The 24,084-nt window shown below is 69.0% G+C and carries 24 protein-coding genes, 1 pseudogene and 1 riboswitch; of the genes and pseudogenes, 18 read left to right on the top strand and 7 right to left on the bottom strand.

Translation table 11 applies throughout. The features are described from left to right. Window positions 1-22: 22 nt before the first annotated feature. Window positions 23-96: riboswitch (Fluoride riboswitch) on the top strand. 23 nt (window positions 97-119) lie between these two features. Genes MTDSW087_RS03705 through MTDSW087_RS03695 form a run of 3 tightly spaced genes read left to right on the top strand, consistent with a single transcriptional unit; the run spans window position 120 to window position 2,383 of the window. Further along, a complete protein-coding gene (locus MTDSW087_RS03705; RefSeq protein WP_003605576.1) occupies window positions 120-1,505 on the top strand; it encodes a voltage-gated chloride channel family protein in 1,386 nt (461 codons plus the stop codon). A gap of 9 nt (window positions 1,506-1,514) precedes the next feature. Beyond that, a complete protein-coding gene (locus MTDSW087_RS03700) occupies window positions 1,515-1,949 on the top strand; it encodes a DUF190 domain-containing protein (protein WP_003605578.1) in 435 nt (144 codons plus the stop codon). Continuing rightward, on the top strand, window positions 1,946-2,383 hold the full coding sequence (locus tag MTDSW087_RS03695; protein WP_003605580.1) for an EamA family transporter: 438 nt from the start codon (window positions 1,946-1,948) through the stop codon (window positions 2,381-2,383). The genes MTDSW087_RS03700 and MTDSW087_RS03695 overlap by 4 nt, the downstream gene beginning before the upstream one ends. A gap of 58 nt (window positions 2,384-2,441) precedes the next feature. Here MTDSW087_RS03695 and MTDSW087_RS03690 read toward each other — a convergent pair whose 3' ends face one another. Together MTDSW087_RS03690 and copM are read right to left on the bottom strand one after the other, a co-directional pair. Then, a complete protein-coding gene (locus MTDSW087_RS03690) occupies window positions 2,442-3,881 on the bottom strand; it encodes a YncE family protein (RefSeq protein ID WP_144760295.1) in 1,440 nt (479 codons plus the stop codon). Window positions 3,882-3,929: 48 nt separating this feature from the next. After that, window positions 3,930-4,328: a CopM family metallochaperone gene (gene copM, locus MTDSW087_RS03685; RefSeq protein ID WP_003605583.1), complete on the bottom strand. Its 399-nt coding sequence runs from the start codon at window positions 4,326-4,328 to the stop codon at window positions 3,930-3,932. A 197-nt stretch (window positions 4,329-4,525) separates the two neighbouring features. Here copM and MTDSW087_RS03680 point away from each other — a divergent pair, with 197 nt between their 5' ends. The 3 genes from MTDSW087_RS03680 (at window position 4,526) to MTDSW087_RS03670 (ending at window position 6,775) form a co-directional block, all read left to right on the top strand. Then, a complete protein-coding gene (locus tag MTDSW087_RS03680) occupies window positions 4,526-5,035 on the top strand; it encodes a sigma-70 family RNA polymerase sigma factor (protein WP_144760292.1) in 510 nt (169 codons plus the stop codon). Next, entirely contained in the window at window positions 5,032-5,829 is a 798-nt protein-coding gene (locus MTDSW087_RS03675; RefSeq protein WP_144760289.1) for an anti-sigma factor family protein, read from the top strand. The genes MTDSW087_RS03680 and MTDSW087_RS03675 overlap by 4 nt, the downstream gene beginning before the upstream one ends. A gap of 61 nt (window positions 5,830-5,890) precedes the next feature. Next, complete coding sequence (locus MTDSW087_RS03670) at window positions 5,891-6,775, top strand: LysR substrate-binding domain-containing protein (RefSeq protein WP_003602742.1); 885 nt, start codon at window positions 5,891-5,893, stop codon at window positions 6,773-6,775. A 13-nt stretch (window positions 6,776-6,788) separates the two neighbouring features. On the opposite strand, the gene MTDSW087_RS03665 is transcribed toward MTDSW087_RS03670, so the two are convergent. Beyond that, window positions 6,789-7,880, bottom strand: a complete 1,092-nt coding sequence (locus MTDSW087_RS03665) for a molybdopterin-dependent oxidoreductase (protein WP_003602739.1) — start codon at window positions 7,878-7,880, stop codon at window positions 6,789-6,791. A 65-nt stretch (window positions 7,881-7,945) separates the two neighbouring features. Next, on the bottom strand, window positions 7,946-9,028 hold the full coding sequence (locus tag MTDSW087_RS03660) for a YeiH family protein (protein WP_003602737.1): 1,083 nt from the start codon (window positions 9,026-9,028) through the stop codon (window positions 7,946-7,948). Window positions 9,029-9,593: 565 nt separating this feature from the next. On the opposite strand from MTDSW087_RS03660, the gene MTDSW087_RS03655 reads away from it, so the two are divergent. From MTDSW087_RS03655 to MTDSW087_RS03600, 12 genes and pseudogenes are all read left to right on the top strand, one after another. After that, window positions 9,594-9,794 carry a heavy-metal-associated domain-containing protein gene (locus MTDSW087_RS03655; RefSeq protein ID WP_003602736.1) on the top strand — a complete coding sequence of 67 codons (201 nt, stop codon included), beginning with the start codon at window positions 9,594-9,596 and terminating at the stop codon, window positions 9,792-9,794. An 88-nt stretch (window positions 9,795-9,882) separates the two neighbouring features. Beyond that, window positions 9,883-10,323 (top strand): hypothetical protein, encoded by a 441-nt coding sequence (locus MTDSW087_RS03650; protein WP_144760286.1) that lies wholly within the window; start codon window positions 9,883-9,885, stop codon window positions 10,321-10,323. Between the two features lie 81 nt (window positions 10,324-10,404). Continuing rightward, window positions 10,405-10,815, top strand: a complete 411-nt coding sequence (locus tag MTDSW087_RS03645) for a FixH family protein (protein ID WP_003602734.1) — start codon at window positions 10,405-10,407, stop codon at window positions 10,813-10,815. After that, entirely contained in the window at window positions 10,812-12,374 is a 1,563-nt protein-coding gene (locus MTDSW087_RS03640) for an efflux RND transporter periplasmic adaptor subunit (RefSeq protein ID WP_144760283.1), read from the top strand. The genes MTDSW087_RS03645 and MTDSW087_RS03640 overlap by 4 nt, the downstream gene beginning before the upstream one ends. After that, window positions 12,371-15,547, top strand: a complete 3,177-nt coding sequence (locus MTDSW087_RS03635; RefSeq protein WP_144760280.1) for an efflux RND transporter permease subunit — start codon at window positions 12,371-12,373, stop codon at window positions 15,545-15,547. Before MTDSW087_RS03640 ends, MTDSW087_RS03635 begins: the two co-directional genes overlap by 4 nt. 154 nt (window positions 15,548-15,701) lie before the next feature. Beyond that, window positions 15,702-16,034: a four-helix bundle copper-binding protein gene (locus tag MTDSW087_RS03630; RefSeq protein WP_003602731.1), complete on the top strand. Its 333-nt coding sequence runs from the start codon at window positions 15,702-15,704 to the stop codon at window positions 16,032-16,034. Window positions 16,035-16,084: 50 nt separating this feature from the next. Beyond that, window positions 16,085-16,830, top strand: a pseudogene (locus tag MTDSW087_RS03625) (MauE/DoxX family redox-associated membrane protein). 9 nt (window positions 16,831-16,839) lie between these two features. Then, window positions 16,840-17,613 (top strand): aminoglycoside adenylyltransferase domain-containing protein, encoded by a 774-nt coding sequence (locus tag MTDSW087_RS03620; RefSeq protein WP_003602728.1) that lies wholly within the window; start codon window positions 16,840-16,842, stop codon window positions 17,611-17,613. A gap of 66 nt (window positions 17,614-17,679) precedes the next feature. Next, window positions 17,680-17,982 (top strand): metal-sensitive transcriptional regulator, encoded by a 303-nt coding sequence (locus tag MTDSW087_RS03615; protein WP_003602727.1) that lies wholly within the window; start codon window positions 17,680-17,682, stop codon window positions 17,980-17,982. 464 nt (window positions 17,983-18,446) lie between these two features. After that, the gene (locus tag MTDSW087_RS03610; RefSeq protein ID WP_003602725.1) at window positions 18,447-19,802 is read left to right on the top strand and encodes a hypothetical protein; all 1,356 of its coding nucleotides are present in this window, start codon (window positions 18,447-18,449) and stop codon (window positions 19,800-19,802) included. A gap of 11 nt (window positions 19,803-19,813) precedes the next feature. Continuing rightward, window positions 19,814-20,647 (top strand): hypothetical protein, encoded by an 834-nt coding sequence (locus MTDSW087_RS03605; protein ID WP_144760277.1) that lies wholly within the window; start codon window positions 19,814-19,816, stop codon window positions 20,645-20,647. Between the two features lie 93 nt (window positions 20,648-20,740). Further along, on the top strand, window positions 20,741-21,475 hold the full coding sequence (locus MTDSW087_RS03600; RefSeq protein ID WP_003599736.1) for a DUF4396 domain-containing protein: 735 nt from the start codon (window positions 20,741-20,743) through the stop codon (window positions 21,473-21,475). Window positions 21,476-21,771: 296 nt separating this feature from the next. Here the strand turns inward: MTDSW087_RS03600 and MTDSW087_RS03595 are convergent, their stop codons facing one another. From MTDSW087_RS03595 to MTDSW087_RS03585, 3 genes are all read right to left on the bottom strand, one after another. Further along, window positions 21,772-21,975, bottom strand: a complete 204-nt coding sequence (locus tag MTDSW087_RS03595; RefSeq protein ID WP_003599734.1) for a heavy-metal-associated domain-containing protein — start codon at window positions 21,973-21,975, stop codon at window positions 21,772-21,774. A gap of 18 nt (window positions 21,976-21,993) precedes the next feature. After that, complete coding sequence (locus MTDSW087_RS03590) at window positions 21,994-22,233, bottom strand: hypothetical protein (RefSeq protein WP_003599726.1); 240 nt, start codon at window positions 22,231-22,233, stop codon at window positions 21,994-21,996. A gap of 460 nt (window positions 22,234-22,693) precedes the next feature. Beyond that, window positions 22,694-23,974 (bottom strand): cation:proton antiporter, encoded by a 1,281-nt coding sequence (locus MTDSW087_RS03585; RefSeq protein ID WP_003599724.1) that lies wholly within the window; start codon window positions 23,972-23,974, stop codon window positions 22,694-22,696. Between the last annotated feature and the right edge of the window lie 110 nt (window positions 23,975-24,084).

The following is a 24,084-nucleotide window of genomic DNA, read 5'->3' as shown; positions in this document are numbered from 1 at the left end:
CGCAACTCCGCGGCTGACACATCGCCAGCACGGCAATGGATTTCTGCCGGGCCATCGTGGCCGAACCGCTCTCGGGCTGATGATTCCTACCTTTTGCGATCTCGCAACAAGGGGGAATTATGCGCGCCTCGTTCCGGAATCTTCTCTCTCAGTTTGACCTCATCGCCTTCCTGCGTCTCAGGCGGGTCCACGCCCTGTCGGTCGCGCGCTGGCTGATCGCCCTCGTGCCAATGGCCGCGGCGGTCGGGACGCTCTGCGCCGCCTTCCTGTGGAGCCTCGACGCCGCGACCACTGCGCGGTTCGCCCAGCCTTGGCTGCTGTTCGGGCTGCCCCTCGGAGGCCTTGCCGTCGGCCTGCTCTACCACCGGCTCGGCCGGTCGGTAGAGGGCGGCAACAATCTCATTGTCGAGCAGATCCACGAGCCCGGCGGCGGCGTGCCGCTGCGCATGGCCCCGCTCATCTTCCTCGGCACCGTCGTCACGCACTTGTTCGGCGGCTCGGCCGGACGCGAGGGCACGGCCGTCCAGCTCGGTGGCTCCCTGGCGAGCGCCTGCGTCAGGCTGTTCCGCCTCGATTCCCAGAGCGCCCGGATCATGCTCATGGCCGGCATCGCGGCCGGGTTCGGTGCGGTGTTCGGCACCCCGCTGGCCGGTGCGGTCTTCGCTCTGGAGGTGCTGGCGATCGGTCGCGTCGAGTACGCAGCCCTCGTCCCCTGTCTGATCGCGGCGGTCGTGGGCGACTGGACGTGCCGTCTCTGGGGCATCCATCACGGCCTGTTCCGCATCGATGATCTAGCCGAGGGCGCGCACGGGGCCGGGCCGTTGCTCCTGGCCAAGGTGGGCCTCGCCGGCGTCGCCTTCGGGCTTGCCGGCCTGCTCTTCGCGGAGCTGAACCACTGGCTCGGCGGCTGGTGCAAGCGGCTCATCGCCTACGCCCCGCTGAGGCCCGTCGTCGGGGGCCTCGCCGTCATCGGCCTGGTCTCCGTGTGCGGCACCCGCGACTATCTCGGGCTGGGCGTGTGGTCGCCCGATCCGCATGCCCTGATCATCGCGAGCTTTTTCGGGCCGGACGTGCATCCCTGGAGCTGGGCGCTCAAGATCCTCTTCACCACCGTAACCCTCGCCACCGGCTTCAAGGGCGGCGAAGTCACGCCGCTCTTCTTCATCGGGGCGGCCCTCGGCAACGCGCTCGCGGGGCTTCTGGGGGCACCTATCGACCTGATGGCGGGCCTCGGCTTCGTTGCGGTCTTTGCGGGGGCCGCCAACACGCCGCTCGCCTGCACTCTGATGGGCATCGAGCTGTTCGGTGCCACCCATGCCGTCCCAACCGCCATCGCCTGCTTCGTGGCCTATCTCTGCTCCGGGCATAGCGGCATCTACCTGTCGCAGCGCATCGCCGTTCCGAAAGTCGCCACCCAGGATGCGTCGATCCTCGGCGCCACCCTGCGGCAGGCCCGCACGGTCCGGACCGCTTCCCCTCGCACCGTCGCACCCGTGAAGGACTAAGGAGAAACGATGCCCCAGGCACACACCGTGATTCCGGCCGAGGTCGGCATGCTGCGCGCTTATGCCAGACGGGCGGACAGGGCCGCATCGCGCGGGCGGCGCTCATTCTGGCAGCCCGGAACGGGAGCAAAGCCCCTTTACCGGGAACTGATCCTGCGGGCCAATACCGCAGGCCTGATGAACGCGGTCGCCCACCCGGCTCAGTACGGATTCAGCGACCACGGGCCGATCCGAGAAGACGGTTCGGAGCTTTCCGACCCTCAGCTCACCATCTGCGTCGAGTTAATCGGCCGGCGCGCCCAACTCGAACAATTCTGCCGTCAACAGGGCGATCTGTTGACCGACAAGATCGTCGTCTACAAGCCTCTGGAACACTGGTGCGTCGGGCCTGCCGGGATCACGCAGGCCGATGTCCCTCAGGACGTGGCGGGGTTCGAGCGGTGAAGACCCTTCTGGCATCCTGGCAGATCTGGGCACTGCTCTCCGCCGCCTTCGCGGCCTTGACGGCGATCTTCGCCAAGATCGGGATCGAGGGGGTCAATTCCGACTTCGCCACGCTGATCCGCACGGTCGTGATCGTCTGCGTCCTCAGCCTGATTCTGCTCGCCACCGGGCAATGGCAGCCGCTCGGGTCGATTTCGCGGAAGACCTACCTGTTCCTCGTCCTTTCGGGGCTCGCCACCGGCGGCTCGTGGCTCTGCTACTTCCGCGCCTTGAAGCTCGGCGATGCGGCCCGCGTTGCACCTCTGGACAAGCTCAGCGTCGTGCTGGTCGCGGTGTTCGGCGTCATGTTCCTGGGCGAGCGATTGGCTGCCCCAAACTGGTTGGGCATCGCCTTGATCGCCGCCGGCGCCGTGCTGGTCGCCTACAGGGCGTGAGGACAAGCCGTCGGGATAGGACGCGAGGGGGCAGTCCGGCGACCGCCCCCTCGTCTCGTCAGTGCGGTGCCTGGGTCTGGATCGTGGCGCCGGTCTCGCCGGGCTTGCCCTCGACGATGACGAGGCTGCGCCGCGCAGCCGCATTTGCGTTCTGCGTCACCTGCCGGATCGGGCCGACGGCGTTGACGATGGCCGCGCCCGCCGGGTTCGTCATGAAGGCGGCCAGCGGCTCCAGCGGCCCGGCGCCTTTCGGATCGGCCGAGAGGGCCAGCACGTAGGGCTTCTTCGGTGTGAGGCCCGTCACCGCCGCCTGCAGGGTCTGCAGCACCCCCTGGTCGAACAGCGTGACCTGCGTCGCCGCCTTGCCGTCCGGCCCGGCGAGCGTCAGCGTGCTCGATTGGCCCGCCGCGCCCAGCGGTTGGAGGTTCGGCGCGCCGGCCCCCTCCGGCACCGCCTCCGGGACGTAGGCTACGCCCTGCGGCCCCTGGCCGATCGGGATCGTGGCGATCACCGCGTTGCTGCCGGTGTCGATCACCGCGACCGCATCGGCGTTCTCCAGGCCGACATAGATCCGCGAACCGTCGCCCGAGGGCCAGAGGCCGTGCGGGAGCGCGTCGGTGGGAATCGTCGCGACCTGCGAGAAGTCGTCGGTGCGGAACACCTTCACCTGGTTCAGGCCGCCGACCGTCACGTAGGCGAACTGCCCGGCCTTCGTGCGCGCGATGTTGACGTGGTTGGTGATCGGTCCCGTCTCGATGGTCTTGAGCGCCTTGAACGGCGGCGTGGCCTCGAACACTTGGACGCGGCCGACGTCCTTGAGGGTGAACCACACCTGCTTGCCGTCGGGCGTCGCCGCGATGTCGGGGCAGAACGGGCTCTCCTGCTTGATCCGCCCGACGATCTCCCGGCTCTTCACGTCGATGGCGACCGTCTCGGGGCTGAAGCTGGAGCAGACGTAGCCGTAACGCCCGTCGGGCGAAAAGATCGTCATGCCGGGCCCGTTCGGCACCGTGATCCGGCCCGTCTCCCGGCCCGTCCCGGCGTCGAGGATTGCGACGTAGTCCTCGCCGCGCACGCTGACCCAGACCTCCCGCCCGTCCGGCGTGAAGAACGCCTCGTGCGGCGAGCGACCGACATAGGTCGTGTGGCGCACCGTGTTGGTGCCGGTATCGATGAAGCTGATCGAGTTCGAGCCGATCGAGACGGCGAGCAGCGTCTTGCGGTCGGGCGAGAAGCCCATGCCGTGCACGAGGAGCTGGCCGCGATAGAGTGGGCTCAGGTTCGCGGGGGTCGTGTCGCCGAGGCGGATCACGCCGAGGAGCGTGTTGGCGGCGGGATCGATCACCGAGACCGTGTTGGAGAACTGGTCCGAGGTATAGAACCGGTCGCGGGGCCCGACCGGCACGTCCGGCGCCGAGGCGGACCCCGGCGCTTGGCCCGCGAAGGCGGTTCCGCCGAGAAGGGCGAGCAGCAGGGCCGCCGGAATGAGATGTCGCATCGTGAGGTCTCTTCGCGCTGATGGTTGGGACGGGGGACGGCAATCCGCTCAGTGATGGTGGCGGGCCGGCGGCTGCGTCAGTGGGGTCTGCGCGGCTGGTCGCTCGGCCAGGGCGCGGTGCATGACCTCGATCTCCTGCGCCTGCTCGACGATGATGCCCTGCGCGAGCCGGCGCAGGACCGGGTCGCGGCCGTAGGCGAGTTCGGCCTTGGCCATCTCGATCGCGCCCTGATGGTGCGGGATCATCATGGCGGCGAAGTCCCGGTCGGGGTCGCCGGACGGCGCCACCGCCATGTCGGCGTGCATCCGCGCCATCGATTGGGCCATCATCGCATCGAAGCCGCCGGGGGCGGTCTCCGCATGCCCGGTGCGCATCATCATCCCGCCGCCCAGGACGCCTCCGGCCATGAGCAGTGTGATGAGGATCGCCGTCGGTGCTCCGCGCATGGTCTCTCCCGCAGTGTCGAGGTCACGCGGGGAGAGATGCCGGCCAGGCCGGGATATTCCCCGGCGCTCCCGGTCAATCGGTCACGGATGCGTGATCAGCTTACCGGGGCGAGGCTTGGAATAGTTCGGGCGCTTCCGGCATCTCTGTTCCGAACGGCGGCACGGGCATCGCCGTAGCCGCGATCCGGAGACCACCCTTGGACGTCCTCGCCGTCCTGATCGAACCGCAGATTCCGGCCTTGCGGCGCTACGCGACCGCGCTGCTGCGGCAGCGCGAAGCAGCCGACGACCTCGTCCAGGACACGCTGGAACGGGCGATCCGCGCCTGGCCGCAGCGCCGCGAGGGCGATCTGCGGGCGTGGCTGTTCGCGATCCTGCGCAACCGCTACCTCGAAGGCGTGCGCCGCCGCCGGGGCATCGAGGTCGGCCCGGAGGCGCTGATGGAGATCGCGGAGGCCGGGGTCGATCCCGAGGCGGCCCTGGGGGCGCGGGACGTGCTCGACGGGATCGCCGCACTTCCCGAGGAACAGCGGTCCGTCCTGCTCCTCGTCGCGGTCGAGGACATGTCCTATGCCGAGGTCGCCGCCGTGCTCGCGGTCCCGGTCGGCACGGTGATGTCGCGCCTCAGCCGGGCCCGCGGCCGCATGCGCGCTTTCCTCGATCAGGCCCCCACGATCGTCACTGGGCATCTGCGGAGGGTGAAATGACCGCGTCCGACCCGCGTCCCGTCGGCGAGGACGACCTGCACGCCTTCGTGGACGGACGGCTCGATCCGGGCCGCCGCGCCCGCGTCGAGGCGTGGCTCGCCGCGCATCCGGAGGCAGCCGCCCGTGTCGCCGCCGACCGGGAGGTGCGGGACCGCCTGCGCGCGCGCCTCGCGCCCGTAGCGGACGAGCCGATCCCCGCCCGCCTGCGCATCGCGAACCTCGCGGGTCCGCGCAGGAGGCCCATCCCGCGTTGGTGGCCGAACGCCGCGGCGGCGGCGCTCCTGCTCGCCCTCGGCGGCGCGGCCGGATGGGTCGGGCGCGGCGCCGTGCCGGGCCCGGGCGCACCCGCCGAACCGATGACGCAGGCGGCCGTCTCCGCCTTCCGCACCTACGTGGTCGAGGCCGCCCATCCGGTCGAGGTCCGCGCCGACGGCTCGACCGACCTCGTACGATGGCTCAGCGCGCGCCTGGGCCGTTCCGTCACCGTGCCGGACCTGCGGGCGCAGGGCTTCCGGCTGATGGGTGGGCGCCTGCTTCCCGCCGGAGACGAGCCGGCGGCGATGCTGATGTACGACGACGACCAGGGCACCCGCCTGACGCTCTACAGCCGGGCCGGGCCGACCGGCGGGCGCGGCGTGTTCCGCTACGCCCGCGCCGACGACGTGGCCGCCTTCTCGTGGATCGATGCCGGGATGTCCTACGTGGTGACGGCCCGCACGGACGAGGCGCGGCTGCTCCGGGTCGCCGAGGCGGTCGATGCGCAGGTCTCGGGCAAGAGCGAGGGCGCGCGGTGACGCGTGCGTTCGAACCCTGCCGGACCACGCCGGCCAAGGCCTCCGCCGAGCCCAAGACGCCATGACCCTCGACCAGTTGCGCATCTTCGTGGCGGTCGCCGAGCGCCAGCACGTCACGCGGGCGGCCGAGGCGCTGAACCTCGTCCAGTCAGCGGTCAGCGCCGCGATCAACGCCCTGGAGACCCGGCACGCCGTCAAGCTGTTCCACCGGGTCGGCCGGGGCATCGAACTGACCGAGGCGGGCGGCGTCTTCCTCAGCGAGGCTCGCGCGGTGCTCGCCCGCGCCCAGGCGGCCGAACTCGTACTCGCGGACCTCAGCGGCTTGCGGCGCGGTACGCTGTCCATCCAGGCGAGCCAGACCATCGCCAGCCACTGGCTCCCCCGGCACCTCGTCGCCTTCCGGGCGGCCTATCCGGACATCATCCTGCGGCTCAGTATCGGCAATACCGCGGAGGCCGCCGAATCGGTGCGGGCGGGGACGGCGGAACTCGCTTTCGTGGAAGGCGCGATCGACGACGGCAGCCTCGCGAGCACCCCGATCGCCGAGGATCGGCTGGTCCTCGTAGTCTCGCCCGGCCACCCATTGGCCGGATGCGCGCGGCCGGGACGATCCGATCTCGCTTCAGTCTCCTGGGTGCTGCGCGAACCCGGATCGGGCACGCGCTCCGCCTTCGAGGCGGCGATCGTTGCGCTGGGCATCGCACCGGACGTACTCACCGTTGCCCTCGAACTGCCGTCGAACGAGGCGGTCCTCGCTGCCGTCGTGGCAGGGGCCGGGGCGAGCGTTCTGTCCGAAGCGGTGGTCGGACCCTCGCTGCGAACCGAAGCGCTCGTCGCCGTGCCCTTCGCCCTGCCGACGCGGACCTTCCAGGTCCTGCGCCACAAGGAGCGCTACCGCAGTCGCGCCGCCGACGCGCTGCTCGACCTGATCCGTGCCGCACCCTGATGGGGGCGGTCACTCAGGCGACCTCGACCCGCACACGGTGCCAGGAGGCGCTGAGATAGCCCTTGAAGTTCCACGTCTCGTCCGGCCGCGCCGGCTGGGTCTGCCCGGCGGCGTCCCAGGCGCGCACCACGAGGTCGCGCTCGCCGGACGGTAGGTCCAGCACGATCTCCCAGAACGTCCAGGCGAAGGGAGCGCCAGCCTCGTGTTCCAGCCTGGCTTGATGCCAGGACCGACCGCCATCGCCCGAGACATCGACGCGCACGACCGCCCGGTCTCCCGCGATGGCGTACCCGCGGACGGTGGTCTCGCCCGCCTCGAGCCGGGCTCCGCGCGCGGGCTCGCAGATCGCGGCGTTGAGCGGCATCGTCTCGATGGTGTGGCCTTTGGCAGGATCGGCGGTCTCGGCCGTCACGTCCGGCGGGAACAGCTTGTAGTCGTCGGCTTGCATCGGGTTGGTCGAGGGGTGGTCCTGCACCGTGATGCGCCGCAGCCATTTCGAGCTGCGCACGCCCGCGAAGCCCGGCACGACGGCCCGCACGGGGAAGCCGTGCTCGGGCAACAGCGGTGCCCCGTTCATCGCGAAGGCCAGCAGTGTCTCGTCGGCGACCGCCTTGGCGAGCGGGATCGAGACGCCGTAGGGCTGGCCCTCCACCACATCGTGGCTCTCGAACGCGACGTGGAGGTCCGAGTGGAGGTTCGCTCCTGGCGCCACGCCCGCCGCACGCAGGACGTCGCCGAGGCGGACGCCGGTCCAGTCAGCCGTACCGATAGCGCCACCGTCCCAGGGATCGCCCGAGACCGGGGCCACCGCCCGCATGTCGGCGCGGCGGTTGCCGGCGCACTGCATCGTGGCCGTGACGGTCGCCTCGGGAAACTGCGTGCGCAGATCCGCCAGCGGCAGATCGAGGGGACCGACATCCGCGCCGTCGATGGACAGACGCCATGCGGCGGGGTCGATCTCCGGCAGGTCGCCGTGGGAGCGGACGTAGAAGTCTTCCGCAGGGGTCCGGTAACGGGCCCGCAGGCGGGGCAGCGGCGGCTCGGCGTTGTAGGGGCGCTTCCCATGAACGATCAGGCGCGCCATACGCTCTGTCAAGCTCGACATCGGGTGTCTCTATCGCAGAAGGTCGGAGCTCAACGCGCGCGGACGCGCCGGGTGGCAGGCCTCTGTCAGGCGATGCCGAGCAGGCGGATCAGCCCGAGGCTCACCGCCGTGAGGGCGGCGAGCGAAGCGACCACCGCCAGGGTGACGCGCGGTCCCGCCTTGGCGACGCTGCGCACGTCGACGCCGAGGCCCAGGGCCGCCATCGACACGATGGTCAGCGCGTTCGCCGTCGTGGCCATGGGGTGCAGGGCCGCCTCGGGAACGAGCCCCGCCGAGCGAAGACCCGCCAGGGCCAGGAAGGCGAGGATGAACCACGGCACCAGCCGGTGCAGCGGCATCCGGCTCGAGGCGGGACGCTCGCCGGCCGTGGGGTGCGGCACGGTCACGCCCGTCCCCGCGCGCAGCCTGCTGGTCCCGAGCGAGAGAGCCAGCACCACCGGCCCGAGCATCAGCACGCGGACCAGCTTGACCAAGGTGCCGACCTGGACGCTGAGGGCGGCCACCGGGGCGGTTGCGGCGAGCACCTGCGGCACGGCGTAGACCGTGAGCCCCGCGAGCACACCGTACTGCATCGGCGAGAGTCCAAGCAGCGGCACGAGCAGGGGCAGGCCGAGAGCGACGAGAACGCCGAGCACGGCGGTGAAGGCGATGGACGAGGCGACGTCCTCGCCGTCCGCGCCGATCACCGGGGCCGTCGCCGCGATCGCCGAGTTTCCGCAGATCGAGTTGCCGCAGGCCACGAGGATGGCGAGACGCGGGGCCAGCCCGAGAGCCCGGCCGATGCCGTAGCTCGCCGCGATGGCGAGGGCCACCACCACCGCGATGCCGACGAGAAGCCCCGGCCCGGCCGCAAGCAGCGTCCCGAGGCTGAGCGAGGCGCCGAGCAGGACGACGGCGATTTCCAAGACGGTCTTGGCGCCGAACGCGATCCCGCGAGCGAAGCGCCGACCCGGGTTCCAGGCCGTGCGGACGGCCGTACCCAGCACGATGGCGAGGACCAGCGCCTCCAGCCACACACGGCCGGAGATATGCTCCTCGATCCTCTCCAGCCCGAGGGCGACGCCTGTCACCGCGAGGCAAAGGGTCAGGCCGGGCAGGATGGAAGACAGGGCAAGCGCGCGTGATCGGAGAAAGGCTGCTACGGGCATGGTGCGTGCACCTCGTGGACTGGATCTGCCACGACCATGACCGCGTTCATTCGTTCGCTCCAACGGAACGTATCGATAGTTTTGATCACGCGATACGATGATTTGGTTGGCGACGACGAACGTCGTCCCTTGGCTCGAAGCCGGCCTCGTCAAATGGGCAGCCCGAGTGTGCAGCCTCGCTGATATCAGGGAATGTTATAGATTCGCGCTGACTGGGTCTCCGAAGACAGAAGCCGTTGAGGTCGGAGGCTGGGCGTCAGGTCGGTGTACGGGCGGATGCCTGGATGACGGCATGATCGATGTTCACCCGCTCCGCCCAGTCCTTGGCCGATGCGAACGGGCTTTCGGCCTTCCAACCGGAAGCGGACATTCCGCGACCGACCCAACGCAGCCATTTATGCGCGGCCGAGTAATTTTCCGAAACCGGACGTTTGCTCCGTCGCTTCCAGGACCGCACAGCCTGTCCGGGTTGTGCAGACCCCGGCTTTAGGACATCATTCCGGACCTTGACCTTCCAACGGTAGGAAGCCCCATCTGGTGAAGACGTTGTTCGAAGGAGAGCGTCATGGTCCGATTGAAGGTCGAGAAGATAGGGTGCGGCGGCTGCGCCAGGTCGGTGACCCGCGCCGTGCAAGCCATCGAGCCGGATGCCGGCGTCGAGGTCGACCTCGGGGCGAAGCTGGTCACAGTGTCGGGTGTCGTGGTGCCGGCCGACCGGATCGCCCGGGCCATCACCGAGGCCGGCTATCCGGCCGAGCCCGCCTGAGCGCGGGCGCAACCAACCGGCCTGTCCGCCGTTCCTGAGACATCAGGCCGGACTTTCGCGCCGGCCCGGAATTTGGCATCCTGGATACGTGACGTTCTGGCTCGCCCTTCGGCGACTGTTGCCGCTCCTGGCGGTCCTCAGCCTCGCCTTGACGCCGGTGACCGCCCACGCGGCCACTGCGGGCATGCTCGCGTCGATGGGGCAGGGCCATCACACGCCGAACCCTGCCGACTCCGGCATGGCCGGGATGGACCACGCCGCCATGGGTCACTACGCGGCCATGGCGGCCGACATGTCCGGCATGGACATGGACGACATGCCGTGCTGCCCCAAACCCGCCGCCGCGAAGCCGGACTGCGCCAAGGGCTGCCCGCTGATGGCCCTGTGCCTGGCGAGCGTGGCCTCGCTGCTGCCCGCCGCGGTGCCGGTCCCGGTGCCCGTCGCCATCCGTGCGAGCGCGTCCTGGCCGACTCCCGCGACCTTCGCCAGCGTGCACGGGACGCCGTACCCCGAGCCACCCCGAGCCTGAAATCGATGCCGCCGGCGCTTGTGCCGGCACGGTGACGCGCGCCCGCGCGCCGCCATCCATCGCGTTCAGGAGACATCACCCGTGACCAAGAACCCCTTCGCGCGCGCCGTGCCGGCCGCGCTGCTCGGCGCCGTGCTGTCGGCGTCGGCCCTGACCGTGCCCGCGCTGGCGGACATCAAGGACTACGCCTTCGAGCTCACCCAGAAGGAGATGAAGCAGGGCGAGGCAGTGGTCGCCGTCCGCCTCGTGGACAAGCGCAGTGGGAAGCCGGTGCCCGACGCCGTGATCTTCGCCAAGCGCCTCGACATGGCCCCCGACGACATGGAGACCATGACGACCAAGATCGAGCAGCTCCCCTCGACGGAACCCGGCGTCTACCGCTTCAAGACCAAGCTGACGATGGCCGGCAACTGGCGGCTGTCGCTCGGCGCCAAGGTCCAGGGCGAGAACGGCACGGTCGAGGACCGGCTCGTCTTCCAGGCCGTCAAGTGATCCGGTCGGCATGGCTCGCCGGAACCCTCGCCGCGCTCGCGGCGGGGGGCGTCGGCTACGTCGCCGGGCAAGGGACACCCACCGTGCCGGCATTCGTGGAACGGGTCCGATCCGAGTTGGTCCCCGGCCTCGTCGACGACGTGCGGGAGCGCGTGGCCGGCTGGCTTCCGGCCGTCTCGGGCCATGCCGCCACGTCAGTCCCGGCGCCGAAGAAGGCGGCCGGTCCCGTGCTCTACTACCGGGACCCGGACGGGAAACCGGTCTACTCGGCGTCCTTGATGGCCACCGGGGACGGGCGCGAGTTCCGTGCGGTGCGCGCCGGCGAGGACGTCGGCTTCGACGTCCCCGACGAGGGCGACGCCATGCCGTCCGCCATGTCCGGGCACGTCATGTCCGGGCACGGCATGGCCCAGGGCGAGGCCGCCAAGCCCGCCGGGGGCGCCCGCATGATCCTCTACTACCGCAATCCGATGGGACTGCCGGACACATCGCCGGTGCCGAAGAAGGATTCGATGGGGATGGACTACATCCCCGTCTACGCGGGCGAGGACGAGGGCGGGAACGTCGTGACCGTCTCGCCCGGCAAGGTCCAGCGCACCGGCGTGCGCACCGAGGTCGCCGAGCGGCGGGTCGTGGCGCAACCGGTGCGCGTGCCCGGCACGGTCGCCCTCGACGAGCGGCGGGTGACCGTCATCGCGACCCGGTCCGACGCCTACGTCGACCACGTCGAGAACGTCACCACCGGCGACCGTGTCCGGAAGGGCCAGGCCCTGGTCCACGTCTACTCGCCCGAGATCAACGCGGCCGCGGCCCAGTTGATCGCCAACCCCGGCTTCGACGGGGCGCGCCGCAGGCTCCAGAACCTGAACGTCTCCGAGACCGTCATCGACGAGATGGAGCGCACCCGGAAGGTGCCGATGGCGGTCACGTGGTCCTCGCCGCGCGATGGCTTGGTGCTGCAGCGGACCGCCATCGAGGGCATGAAGGCGGCTGCCGGCGACACCCTGTTCCGCATCGGCGACGTCTCGACGATGTGGGTCCTGGCCGACGTGCCCGAGCGCGACCTCGCCTCGGTACGCGTGGGCCAGGCCGCCACCGTGCGGCTGCGCTCGTCCCCGGGCCGGACCTTCTCGGGCAAGGTGGCGGTGATCTACCCGCAGGTGAACCCCGACACCCGGGCCACGCGGGTACGGATCGAGCTGCCGAACCCGGACGGGACGCTCCTGCCCGACATGTACGCCGACGTCGAGATCGCCACCGGCGACGCCAAGCCGGTCATGGCGGTCCCGGACGACGCGGTCATCGATACCGGCGAGCGCCAGGTCGTGCTCCTCGACCGCGGCGAGGGCCGCTTCGAGCCCAAGGAGGTGAAGGTAGGCGTCCGCGGCGAGGGCTACATCGAGGTCCGGGAGGGCGTCGCGGCCGGCGACCGCGTCGTCACGGCGGCGAATTTCTTGATCGACGCCGAGAGCAACCTGAAGGCCGCGCTCCAGTCCCTGGCCGCCCCGAAAGATGCCAAGGACGACCGGCAGGCGTCGAACGCTGGGGGCAAGCCGTGATCGCGCGCCTCATCGGCTGGTCGGCCCGCAACCTCGTCCTGGTGCTGGTCGGGACGGTGTTCGCCGTCGCGGCCGGCGTGCTGGCGCTCCGGACCCTGCCGCTCGACGCCATCCCTGACCTCTCGGACGTGCAGGCCATCGTCTACACCGAGTATCTGGGACAGGCGCCCCAGGTCGTCGAGGACCAGGTCACCTACCCGCTGACCACCGCCATGCTGACGGTGCCGAAGGCCAAGGTGGTCCGCGGCTTCTCGTTCTTCGGCGTGTCCTTCGTCTACGTGATCTTCGAGGACGGCACCGACCCGTACTGGGGCCGCTCGCGGGTGCTGGAGTACCTCAACGCGGCGGCGAGCCGCCTGCCTGCCGGCGTGACGCCGACGCTGGGCCCCGACGCGACTGGCGTTGGCTGGGTCTACCAATACGTCCTCGTGGCGAAGGAGCGGACGCTTGCCGAACTCCGGTCCCTGCAGGACTGGGTGATCCGCTTCGGCGCCTCCCGCGCCGAGGGCGTGGCCGAAGTCGCGGGCGTCGGCGGCTTCGTGAAGCAGTACAACGTCGTCGTCGACCCGATCCGCCTGCGCGCCCAAGGCATCAGCCTCAACAAGCTCCGGGACGCCATCCGGTCGAGCAACGCCGACGTCGGCGGCCGCACGGTCGAGCTCTCCGAGTTCGAGTTCATGGTGCGCGGGCGGGGCTATGTGAAGGGGGTCGCCGACATCGAAAACATCGTCCTCAAGACCTCCGGCGGCACGCCGCTGCGGGTCCGGGACGTCGCCCGGGTCGAGCTCGGGCCGGACGAGCGGCGCGGCATCACCGAGATGAACGGCGAGGGCGAGGTCGCCGGCGGCATCGTCCTGCAGCGCTTCGGCGCCAACGCCCTCAGCGTCATCGAGGGGGTCAAGGCGAAGCTCGCCGAGGTCGCCAGGAGCCTGCCAGCCGGCACGGAGATCCTGCCGGTCTACGACCGCTCCCAACTCATCGACGCGGCCATCGACACCCTGCGGCACACGCTGGTCGAGGAGAGCATCGTCGTCTCCCTCGTCTGCGTCGTGTTCCTCCTGCACGTGCGCAGCGCGCTGGTAGCCATCCTGATGCTGCCAGTCGGCATCCTGATGGCGCTCGCCGGGATAAAGGCGCTCGGAATTGGCGCCAACATCATGAGCCTGGGCGGCATCGCCATCGCGGTCGGCGCCATGATCGACGCCGCCATCGTGATGATCGAGAATGCCCACAAGCACCTGGAGCGGGCGCCACTGGGCAAGCCGCGGGTCGAGATCCTGGTCGAGGCCGCGAGCGAGGTCGGGCCCTCGCTGTTCTTCTCGCTCCTCGTCATCACGGTGAGCTTCCTGCCGATCTTCACCCTGGAGAGCCAGGAGGGGCGGCTGTTCGGGCCGCTGGCCTACACCAAGACCTTCGCCATGGCGGCCGCCGCGCTCCTGTCGGTGACGCTGGTGCCGGCGCTCATGGTGCTGTTCGTGCGCGGACGCATCGTCCCCGAGCACCGCAACCCGCTCAACCGCCTGCTCATCTGGCTCTACCGGCCGCTCATCGCCGGCGTGCTGCGGGCACGGGTGCCGACCATCCTGCTCGCCGTCGGCGTGCTGGCGGCGACCGTTTGGCCCGCGCGGCAACTCGGTTCCGAGTTCATGCCGGACCTCGACGAGGGCAGCCTGCTCTACATGCCGACCACCCTGCCGGGGATCTCGGTGACCAAAGCGGGCGAGCTGCTCGCCACCCAGGACCGCATCATCAAGAGCTTCCCCGAGGTCGCCTCGGTCTACGGCAAAGCCGGCCGCGCCAACACGGCGACCGACCCGGCGCCGATGGAGATGTTCGAGACGGTCATCACGCTGAAGCCGAAGGCCGAATGGCGGCCGGGCGTGACGCTGGCGAGCCTCAAGGCCGAGATGGACGCCGCGCTGCAGTTCCCCGGCGTCTCGAACGCCTGGACGCAGCCGATCCGCGCCCGCATCGACATGCTCTCGACCGGCATCCGCACGCCGGTCGGAATCAAGGTGCTGGGCACCGACCTGAAGGAGATGGAGGGCGTCGCCCGGCAGGTTGAGGCCGTCGTCCGGGCGGTGCCGGGCACGTCGAGCGCCTACGCCGAGCGAGTCATCGGCGGATACTTCCTCGACATCACCCCCGACCGGGAGGCGCTGGGCCGCTATGGGCTGATGGTCGGCGATGTGCAGGACGTCATCGCCACGGCGCTCGGCGGCCAGGCCGTGACGAACACCGTCGAGGGCCGTGAGCGCTACACCGTCAACGTGCGCTATCCCCGCACCTTCCGCTCGGACCCGCGGGCCATTGCCGACGAAGTGCAGGTGCCGTTGCCGGCGGGCGGCACGGTGCCGCTGCGCGAGGTCGCCAAGGTCGAGCTGACCCGGGGGCCGACCTCGATCCGCACCGAGAACGGGCAACTCGCGGTCTACATCTTCGTCGACATCGCGGGCCGGGACCTTGGCGGCTACGTGGCGGAGGCGCGCCAGGCCGTGGTCGACGAGGTCAGGCTGCCCCAAGGTACGACGCTCCAGTGGAGCGGGCAGTACGAGTACCTGGAGCGGGCCGAGGCGCGGCTTCGGATCGTGGTGCCGCTGACGCTGCTCGTCGTCTTCCTGCTCCTCTACCTGAACTTCCGGCGGCTGACCGAGACGCTCATCGTGATGCTGTCGCTGCCCTTCGCCCTTGTCGGCGGGGTGTGGCTGCTCTGGTGGATGGGCTTCAACATGTCCGTCGCCGTGGCGGTGGGCTTCATCGCGCTTGCAGGCGTCGCGGCCGAGACCGGCGTGATCATGTTGGTCTACCTCGACCACGCCTGGGACGAGGTGCGGGCCGCGTGTGGGCGGGAGGGCCGGCCCCCGACGCGGGAGGACCTGCGCCGCGCGATCATGGTCGGCGCGGTCGAGCGGGTGCGCCCGAAGGTGATGACCGTCGTCGCCATTATGGCCGGCCTCGTCCCGATCCTTTGGAGTACCGGCTCGGGCTCGGAGGTGATGCAGCGCATCGCCGTCCTGATGATCGGCGGGATGGTCTCCTCGACCGTGCTGACCCTCGTCGTGATCCCCGCCGTCTACGCGCTCGTGAAGGGCTGGGGGCTGCCGGGGGACCCCGGAACGGTGGAGGCGGACGTGCGAGGGCTTGAGGCCGGTTACGGTCAGGCGGCGGAGTAGGCGAAGAGTCCGACCAGAGATGGAGCTTGAGTCTCCGGATAAGGTTGAACTTGGTTGGTCATCGTTGGTTTGTATAAAGAGATGGAGAGCGTATATACTATCGTATATGTGCTTTCTATGCTCGCGCCTAAAATATAGATTGACGGAGTACGACATGTCGCACATGAGCCCAGAGATGCAGTCCTGCATCGACGAATGCCTGCGCTGCTACCAGACTTGCCTGGGCATGGCTTCGACCCACTGCCTCCCGGCCGGCGGAAAGCACGTCGAGCCGGGGCACTTCCGGCTGATGATGGCCTGCGCGGAGATGTGCCGGACATCGGCGCACCTCATGCTGATCGGCACCCCCGAGCACAAGCACACCTGCCGGGCCTGCGCGGAGGTCTGCGAGGCCTGCGCCAGGAGTTGCGAGCAGGTCGGCGACATGGACGACTGCGTCCGGCAATGCCGGGCTTGCGCCGAGAGCTGCCGGAAAATGGCCGCCTGAACCCAGACCGGGAGGGGACCTCCCCTCCCTCCGAACGACGAGGACGAACGATGGCGACCGCCGCCCGCAAGGCCACCCTCTATCGGATGGTCACCCCCGAGCACACCTGCCCCTACGGCCTGAAGGCCAAGGACCTCCTCGAACGCAGGGCTTCGAGGTCGAGGACCACCTCCTGACCGACCGGGCAGAGACCGACCGCTTCAAGGCCGAGCATCAGGTCAAGTCGACGCCGCAGACCTTCATCAACGGCGAGCGCGTCGGCGGTTACGACGACCTGCGCCAGCGCTTCGGCAAGGCAGCCAACGACCCGAACGCGACGACCTACACGCCCGTCGTGGCGGTCTTTGCCATGACCGCGCTGATGGCGCTGGCGGCCAGCTACGCCGCCTACGGCACGCCCCTGACCCTGCGCGCAGCGGAGTGGTTCATCGCCTTCAGCATGTGCGTCCTGGCGCTGCTGAAGCTCCAGGACGTCGAGAGCTTCTCGTCGATGTTCCTGGGCTATGACCTGCTCGGGCAGCGCTGGGTGCGCTACGCCTACGCCTACCCGTTCCTGGAGGGCATCGCCGGCGTCCTGATGGTGGCGGGAGCCCTGAACTGGCTGTCGATCCCGGTCGCCCTGTTCATCGGCACGGTCGGGGCAGCCTCGGTGTTCAAGGCAGTCTACGTCGACAAGCGTGAGATCAAGTGCGCCTGCGTCGGCGGGTCCAGTAAGGTGCCGCTCGGCTTCGTCTCGCTCACCGAGAACCTGATGATGGTCGCCATGGCCGTCTGGATGCTCGCCGCTCACCACTGAGACGCAGCCGTGCCCGCCCCTTCGCCCTTCCCGCCCCTCGACCGCGACCCGCACCCGCACCCGCTAGTGGCGGAGGCGGCCGCGCGCTTCCTGTCCGCGCTCGACGCCGCGCTGCCGGGCTATGTCGTCGGCCTGCATCTGGTCGGCTCGGCAGCGCTCGACGATTTCGTCCCGGGTCGGTGCGACCTCGACTTCGTGGCGGTGACGGACGGCCTCCCGGGCAGGGCAGGTGCGCTCGCGCTCGCGCAGGTGCACGAGGCGCTTGACACGGAGCCCTCGCTCGACGGGATCTACGTCGCGCGCGAGGACTGGGACGGACCGGCCGTCTGGGGGCCGGGCCCGGCGGTCCGTGCGGGACGCTTCGAGCGGCTCTCCGGGCATCGGCGGCGACCCGTCGACCGCCTCGCGCTCGCCGACCATGCGCTCACCTTGCGCGGGACGCCACCTTTGGCCTGGCTCGACGCCGCCGCGCTGACGGGCTGGGCGGTGGATGCCTTGAACGACCTGCGGGAGCGCCATGCCGCCGGCGAATCGGATGAGGCCGTGCTGGCCGTGTGCCGGCTGCACTACCTTTTGGCGACGTGGCGCATCCCGTCGAAATCGGCAGCCGGCCTCTACGGGCTGATCACCTTTGAGGGGCGCTGGCGCCGCATCCTCGACGAGGCGTTACGCCTACGCCGCGCGCCGGGCTCGCCGTCCCTCTATCAGGAAGCCGACGCATGCCGCCGCGACGCGCGCGCCTTCGTCGAGATGGCCGCGGCCGACGCGCTGTCCCTGGCCTGAATACGCCTCCGGGGTTCCTGCGGCGCGGGCGGATGCCTATCTTGGCGGTCGTGGTACGGACCCGAGATGAGCGAAGCAGACGATAGTCACGGCGGCGTGGCCGTGGACCACACCCGCCAGATCGCCCGCCTGCGCCGCATCGAGGGACAGGTGCGCGGCCTGCAGCAGATGATCGAGAACGGTCGCTACTGCGTCGATGTCTCCCACCAGACCGACGCGGTCATCGCGGCGCTCCGACGCGTACAGTCCGACATGCTGCGCGACCACATGCAGGCCCTGGTGCAGGCGGTGATCGCGGGAGACCTGCCCGAAGCGGAGCGCCGCCGCCTCGCCGATGAGATGAGCCGCCTCGTCGCCAAGGTCGTCTGACGAGTACCGGCGGACTTCTCCGGGCGCTCAGGCAAGGCCGTGGGCCTGCAGCCGGTGAGGACCGGGCCCAGCATCAGGAAGGTACGCGGGTGAATGGTGCCGTCGGCCATGGTGATCATCTTGGCGAGCAGCGGACTGCCCTGAACCAAGGTACAACCATCCACCTTCGCCACCTGCCGTAGGTCGATGAGCCGAGTGGAGCCGTCGGTCAACAGCACGGTGTGATGGATCGGGTTCAAGGGCATGCCTCCGCTGCGCAAGCGGCTGCGGCCCTCGATCGGCGCACCGCCTCGCAAGCGGCCCAGATTGTTCGTCCGCCGGCGCCCGTCCAGCCCGCCGGTCCGTGGCAGTTTCGCAACGATGACGGAAAACGTCGCGGGAGCCGGCGAGTGAAGGCCGTGTCCCCCCATCACTAGGCATTCGGGCCGGAATACCCTGCCAGGGTATCAGCGCAGGAGGTTGCCATGCTCGAACGACGCTCGTTCCTCGCCGGCGCGCTCGCGTCCCTGGCGGCAGCGCCCAATGGCGCCACCGCCGCGCTGGCAGGCGTCGAGCAGCGCAACGAGGTCAGCTTCCTTAGGGGGCCCTACAACCTCGCCTTCTACTACCGGCTCAACAAGGCGTACCGGATCGGCGCCGGGATGCACTTCTTCCACTCGAAGCAGCACGACCTGCTGCAGCTAACCCGGTTCGAGGACCACGCCGCGGTCGATGCCCGCTTCGACAAGGAAGCCCAGGAATGGCTGCGCGACCCGCCGGCCATCGAGCCGGAGATGCCTTACTACTCCAGCTATGTCGACCGGGCGATGCACACGCTGTTCCGGACCATCGACTGGACGCACATGCATCACGAGCAAACCTACGACGTGATGGCGTTCCGCGAGATCCCGTGGGCCGAGAAGAAGGCCTGGACCGACCGCGCGGTCAAATACTACCTCACCATGCAGACGCCGGGCGTGCCCCGCAGCGTCGCGCCGCTAGAGGTGACCATGCGGCGGGCGGGCATCATGATGAAGCCCTACTTCAACTACTTCCGGAAATTCTACCCCCTCGACCAGAGCCTGTTCTACGTCGCCCACTGGTGGCATCCGGCCGCCTACGAGACGCAGATGATCTCGGGCAACCGCGACCAGGAGGTCGGGATGGCCCAGACCATCGACCTCATGTACCGCGAGGTCATGCCGGACCGGCCCGGCCGGATGCTGCTCTCGCGCGAGATCATGCCGCGCTACGCACGGATGAGCCCCGAGAGCGCGAACATCTTCGACAACCTGCACATGCTCCACGGCATCGCCTACTCGATCCTGGCCTACAAGGGCTGGACGGTCGAGGAGAAGCGGGCCGAGATGTACCGGGTCATCGAGGCCATGGGCTACCAGCCCGGCGACGACGCCTACGCCCGCAGGTTCCGCGAGCCTCATCCCAGCTTCGATCCGCGCACCTACCCGGCCTGGGTGCGCTCGCCCCAGGGCGCCATGGGCATGATCATGATGGACATGCTCATGGAGATGCTGCCGATGATGTACCCGGGCGGCCTCCCCAAGATGCAGAAGGCTGCCTTGATGCGCCAGATGATGATGAACGGCCGGCTCGCGATCGAGCCCGGCGAGGTGCCCGGCTCGCTCCACGACGCCATGATGCGGGTCGCGCCCGGCATGCGGATGATGCCGGGCGCGACGGAGCCGGGCGAGACCCCGACCATGATGGTCGAGCACATGCTCCATGCCTGGAAGGCCAAGGCCGCCCGCATCCCGGACGTGGCTCCCATCGACATGACCGTCGAGCCGAGCCTAGGCCCGGCCCGCGTCGCCGTCCGCTGAGGAGCTGCGCCATGCCGAAGTTTGCCCGCACCGTCGTCGCGGCCTATCTCGCCCTCGCCGCCGGACCGTCGCTCGCCGCCGACCACTCCAACCTGGAGGAGGGCCTGCCCATCACCATCGAGGATGCCTATCCGATCAAGGAGAACGGCCTCGAAGCGCAGTCTTACTTCCAATACAACCGCATCCGGAACGACCCGCGGGGCGCCAGCAGCCTGATGGCCGTGCCACGCCTGGAATGGGGCGCGTTCAAGAACTTCCAGCTCTCGGTCGAGGCACCCTATCGGGTCGGCACGGCGAGCGACACGGACCAGGGCGCGTTCCGGGCGCAGGGCTTCTACAACTTCAACCAGGAAGGGCTAGTGCTGCCTGCGATGGCGGTGGCCCTCGGGGTCAACACGCCCTACGGCCGCATGGCCGGCGGCACGGAGACCGAGCTGAAGTTTCTGGCAACCAAGTCCATCGGCACGCCGGACCCGGAAGGCCTGTCGCCCTACAGCTACGTGCCGCGCCGGATACACTTCAACGCGTCGTGGTTCCACAACTACGACCCGACCACCGGCCGCGACGCCGAGCGGCGCGACCGCTACCGGGTTGGCCTGGGATATAGCCAGCCCGTATCGAACAACGTGGTCCTGGTCGCCGACGTCTTCCGCGAGACGGACCGGGAACGGGGCCGCGCGGTGAACCTCGCCGAGATCGGCGCCCGCTACATCGTCACGCCGCAGACGGTCCTGACCGGGGGTGTCGGCGTTGGATTCGGTGGCGACCGACGGCAGGACTTCCGGGTCACGGCCGGCCTGCAGCACTCGCTGAGCTTCCCCTATTCCTGGGATCCGCCGCGATGAGCCGGGCCGCGGCCGGCATCGAAGGGATGTGACCTGTCCGGGAACCCTACCCATAGGGGGTATGTTGCACTGGCGTTCCCTGAAGGATGCCGCATGTTCCCCACTTGGCTCCACGTCCTCTCGATCGCCGCGCTGCTGCTCGGTGCCGCCTGCTCGCTGCTGCTGTCGATGCAGGTCATCCGGCACCCGCAGCACATGACCGTGATGAACGTGGTTTGGCCGGTGAGCGCCCTGTTCGGTACGCTCGCCGTGGTCTGGGCCTACTACCGCTACGGCCGCCTCGCCACGATGGAGGCGCACCACCACGCCGAGGAGCGGGGCGAGAAGCCGCCGAACATGACGAAAACGCCCTTCCCCGTGATGGTGGGCAAGGGTGCGCTCCACTGCGGCAGCGGCTGCATGCTGGGCGACGTCGCCGCCGAGTGGCTCGCCTTCTTGGTGCCGGCGGTGGCGATCTGGTTCGGCTGGCAGAGCTTGTTCTCGGAGAAGATGTACGCGGTCTGGGTGCTCGACTTCCTTTTCGCGTTCGGCCTGGGTATCGTGTTCCAGTATTACGCCATCGTGCCGATGCGCGGGCTGTCGCCGGGCAAGGGCCTTGTCGCCGCCCTCAAGGCCGATACCCTGTCGCTCATCGCTTGGCAGGTCGGCATGTACGGCTTCATGGCCTTCGTCCAGTTGTATCTCTACCAGCATCTTCTCGGGCATCGAGCCGAGGTGAACACGGTCGAGTTCTGGTTCGCTATGCAGCTCGCGATGGTCGCTGGGTTCCTGACCAGCTACCCGGTGAACTGGTGGCTGGTGAGCTCCGGGATCAAGGAAAAGATGTAGGCGAAGCGACTACTTGGCCGACTTGGTGCCACGGATGAGCTGTTCGCCAGATGGCACTCGCGCATGTAGGTGTCGCGAAGCTCGGCGGCTATGTTCAGCGCATCGGCTTCAGCCTAATAGACCTACTGCTCACTCTGCTGTGCGACCTCCCCGGATTGACGCGCCGGCCAGCGTGCTGAGCAGGAGTGCGCCAAGGGGAAAAAGAGGCTTCAGCCGGACCATGACGACCTCCCAAAAGCCTGGCAGAGGTGAGTCAGCCCTGTGCCCGAACCGCTGTTGCACCAGCGAGGGCGGTGCTAGCGGACCGCTTCAACCTGGTAGCCTAGACCCTCGATGGCAAAGTTGACGATCTGCGGATCGCCATCGTTGCCGACCTGCACCTCACCCTTCTCCAGATCAACCTCTACGGCGGGATTGCCGGTGACCTGCTTCCGGATCGCCCGCTCGATCGCACGGGCACAGCCGGCGCACGTCATGCCCTTGACCTTGTAAACGGTCATGCGCAGCCCTCCTTAGCACTAAGCACCTCTCTCTGCCGGGCGCTGATGCGCAAGCGCAGCCAGACTGACCGCCATCTTGCGCACGTCGGCTTCGGCGTAGCCGCCCGTATCTGCGCGCTGCTCCTGTTCGGCCGTCGGCTCGTTAGGCTCAGCCTGGTTCGCAGGGAACGTGTAGATCGCTCCAGTTGGCGTAAACACAACCGTAAGTTCCGAGCCGTTCCGTTCCAGGCGGAAATCGTCGGTTTTGGGATCGGCCAACGCATGCTCCTCCAGACAATCGGGTTGGCTCTAGAGGTCCGGGAGCCTGACCGATATTCCTTTAACCCGTGAGCCGCGATCGGGTGCCCGCATAATGGCTCACGATGTGAGGGAACATCGATCGGTGTGGCGCGTAAGCGCGGAGCTTGCACAATTCCACGTCAGTCACTGCCCCTAACTGAAGAAACCGACTTTCTTCAGTATGGGCGGGCCAAGCCGTGAACGGGGCTGAGGAAAGCTGCTGTGCGTAGCCAAGTACGCTGCCAGGAGCTCAAACGTCTGGAAATCGGTCCAAACCGGGCATTGCGGGCTCGTGCCTTGAAGGTCCGCAAGGGGTCAGTAGTTCGCGTGCCGGTTGTTCGGCTGTGCGCCAATAGGAGACCTTAAGCCTTAAACGATCAAAGGTCCGCTTCTGACGCCAGAGCGGATGCTGATGCGAGGGCAATACGCATGACGGTCATCACGGCGCCGGTGAACTGCGGCTGCCACCGGCCCCATCGACCATGCGGCGGGCGACGAGGCCGAGGGTCGAGCCCTGGACGATGATGGAGAACAGCACGACGGCATAGGTCGCGGCGAGCAGCGCTGGCTTGTGCTCGCCCTCCGGCACGGAAAGGGCCAGCGCAACGGAGATGCCTCCGCGCACGCCGGCCCAGGTCAGGAACGGCACGTTGCGCGCCGAGAGGTTGCCGCCCCACCGGAAGGCGAGGAGCGGCGCCGAGACTGCCGCGAGCCGCGCGGCCAGCACGATGGGGACGGCGCACGCGGCGAGGACGAGCCCGCCGGCCTGGAAGCGCAGGACCAAGACCTCCAAGCCGATAAGCAGGAACAGCACCGAGTTCAGCACCTCGTCGATCAGGGTCCAGAGCGAGGACACGTACCCTTGCGTCTCGTCACTCATCGCGTCGCGCGGCGCCCGGTCGCCGACGAGCAGCCCCGCCGCGACCACCGCGAGCGGGCCGCTGAAGTGGAGCTTCTGCGCGAGCGCGTAGGTGCCGGCGACGAGCGCAAGGGTGATCAGCACCTCCACGGGGAAGTCGTCGATGGCCCGCATGGCCCGGTAGGCGACGTAGCCAGTGACCACGCCGAGGACGAGCCCGCCGCCGGCCTCTTGCAGGAGCAGGCGGGCGACGCCGTCGGCGCTGGTCGCCTCCTCGGCCGAGCCGGCGGCGAACGCGACGAGGACCGTGAACAGCACGATGCCGATGCCGTCGTTGAACAGGGCCTCGCCCTGCATCTCGACCTCAAGCGCCTCCGGCACCCTCACGTTCTTGAGGGTGGCCAGTACCGCGACCGGGTCGGTCGGGCTGATCAGCGCGCCGAACACGAGGGCCCAAGCGAGGGGGACGGGCTGGCCGAGGGCGTCGGCCGCGAACCAGAAGGCGCCTCCGACGATGGCGGTGGAGATCAGCGTGCCGACGAGGGCGAGCGTCGCCACCGCCCAGGCCCGGTTGCGCAGGGCGCGCAGGTCCAGGCTCATGGCGCCGGCGAACAGTAGGAAGGCCAGCATGCCGTTCATCACCACGTCGGTGAAGTCGACTTGGCGAAGGACCTGCGTCAGATCCTCGTAGAGGTGCTGAGATGGGAAGGCCAAGTCGAGGCCGACGAGGGCGAGCGAGGCGAGCAGCCCCATCACCAAAAGGCCGATGGTGTGCGGCAGCCGCAGGAAGCGGTGATTCAGCCAGCCGAACAGGGCCGACAGGGTCAGCAGCAGAGCGGCGAGGTCGAAGATGGAGATCACGAGCGTTCCCCCCTTAGGCCGCAGGCGGGTGCTTGGGGCTTCGCAGAAAGCAGGCTCGATGTGCCTGTAGTCGTTCGGTCGCGCCGACGTTCCTGGCCTCCCGCGGCGCC

This window comes from Methylobacterium dankookense, from assembly GCF_902141855.1.
In the GTDB taxonomy this organism is placed as follows: Bacteria; Pseudomonadota; Alphaproteobacteria; order Rhizobiales; family Beijerinckiaceae; genus Methylobacterium; species Methylobacterium dankookense.
This window is presented reverse-complemented; position numbering and strand designations above follow the sequence as displayed.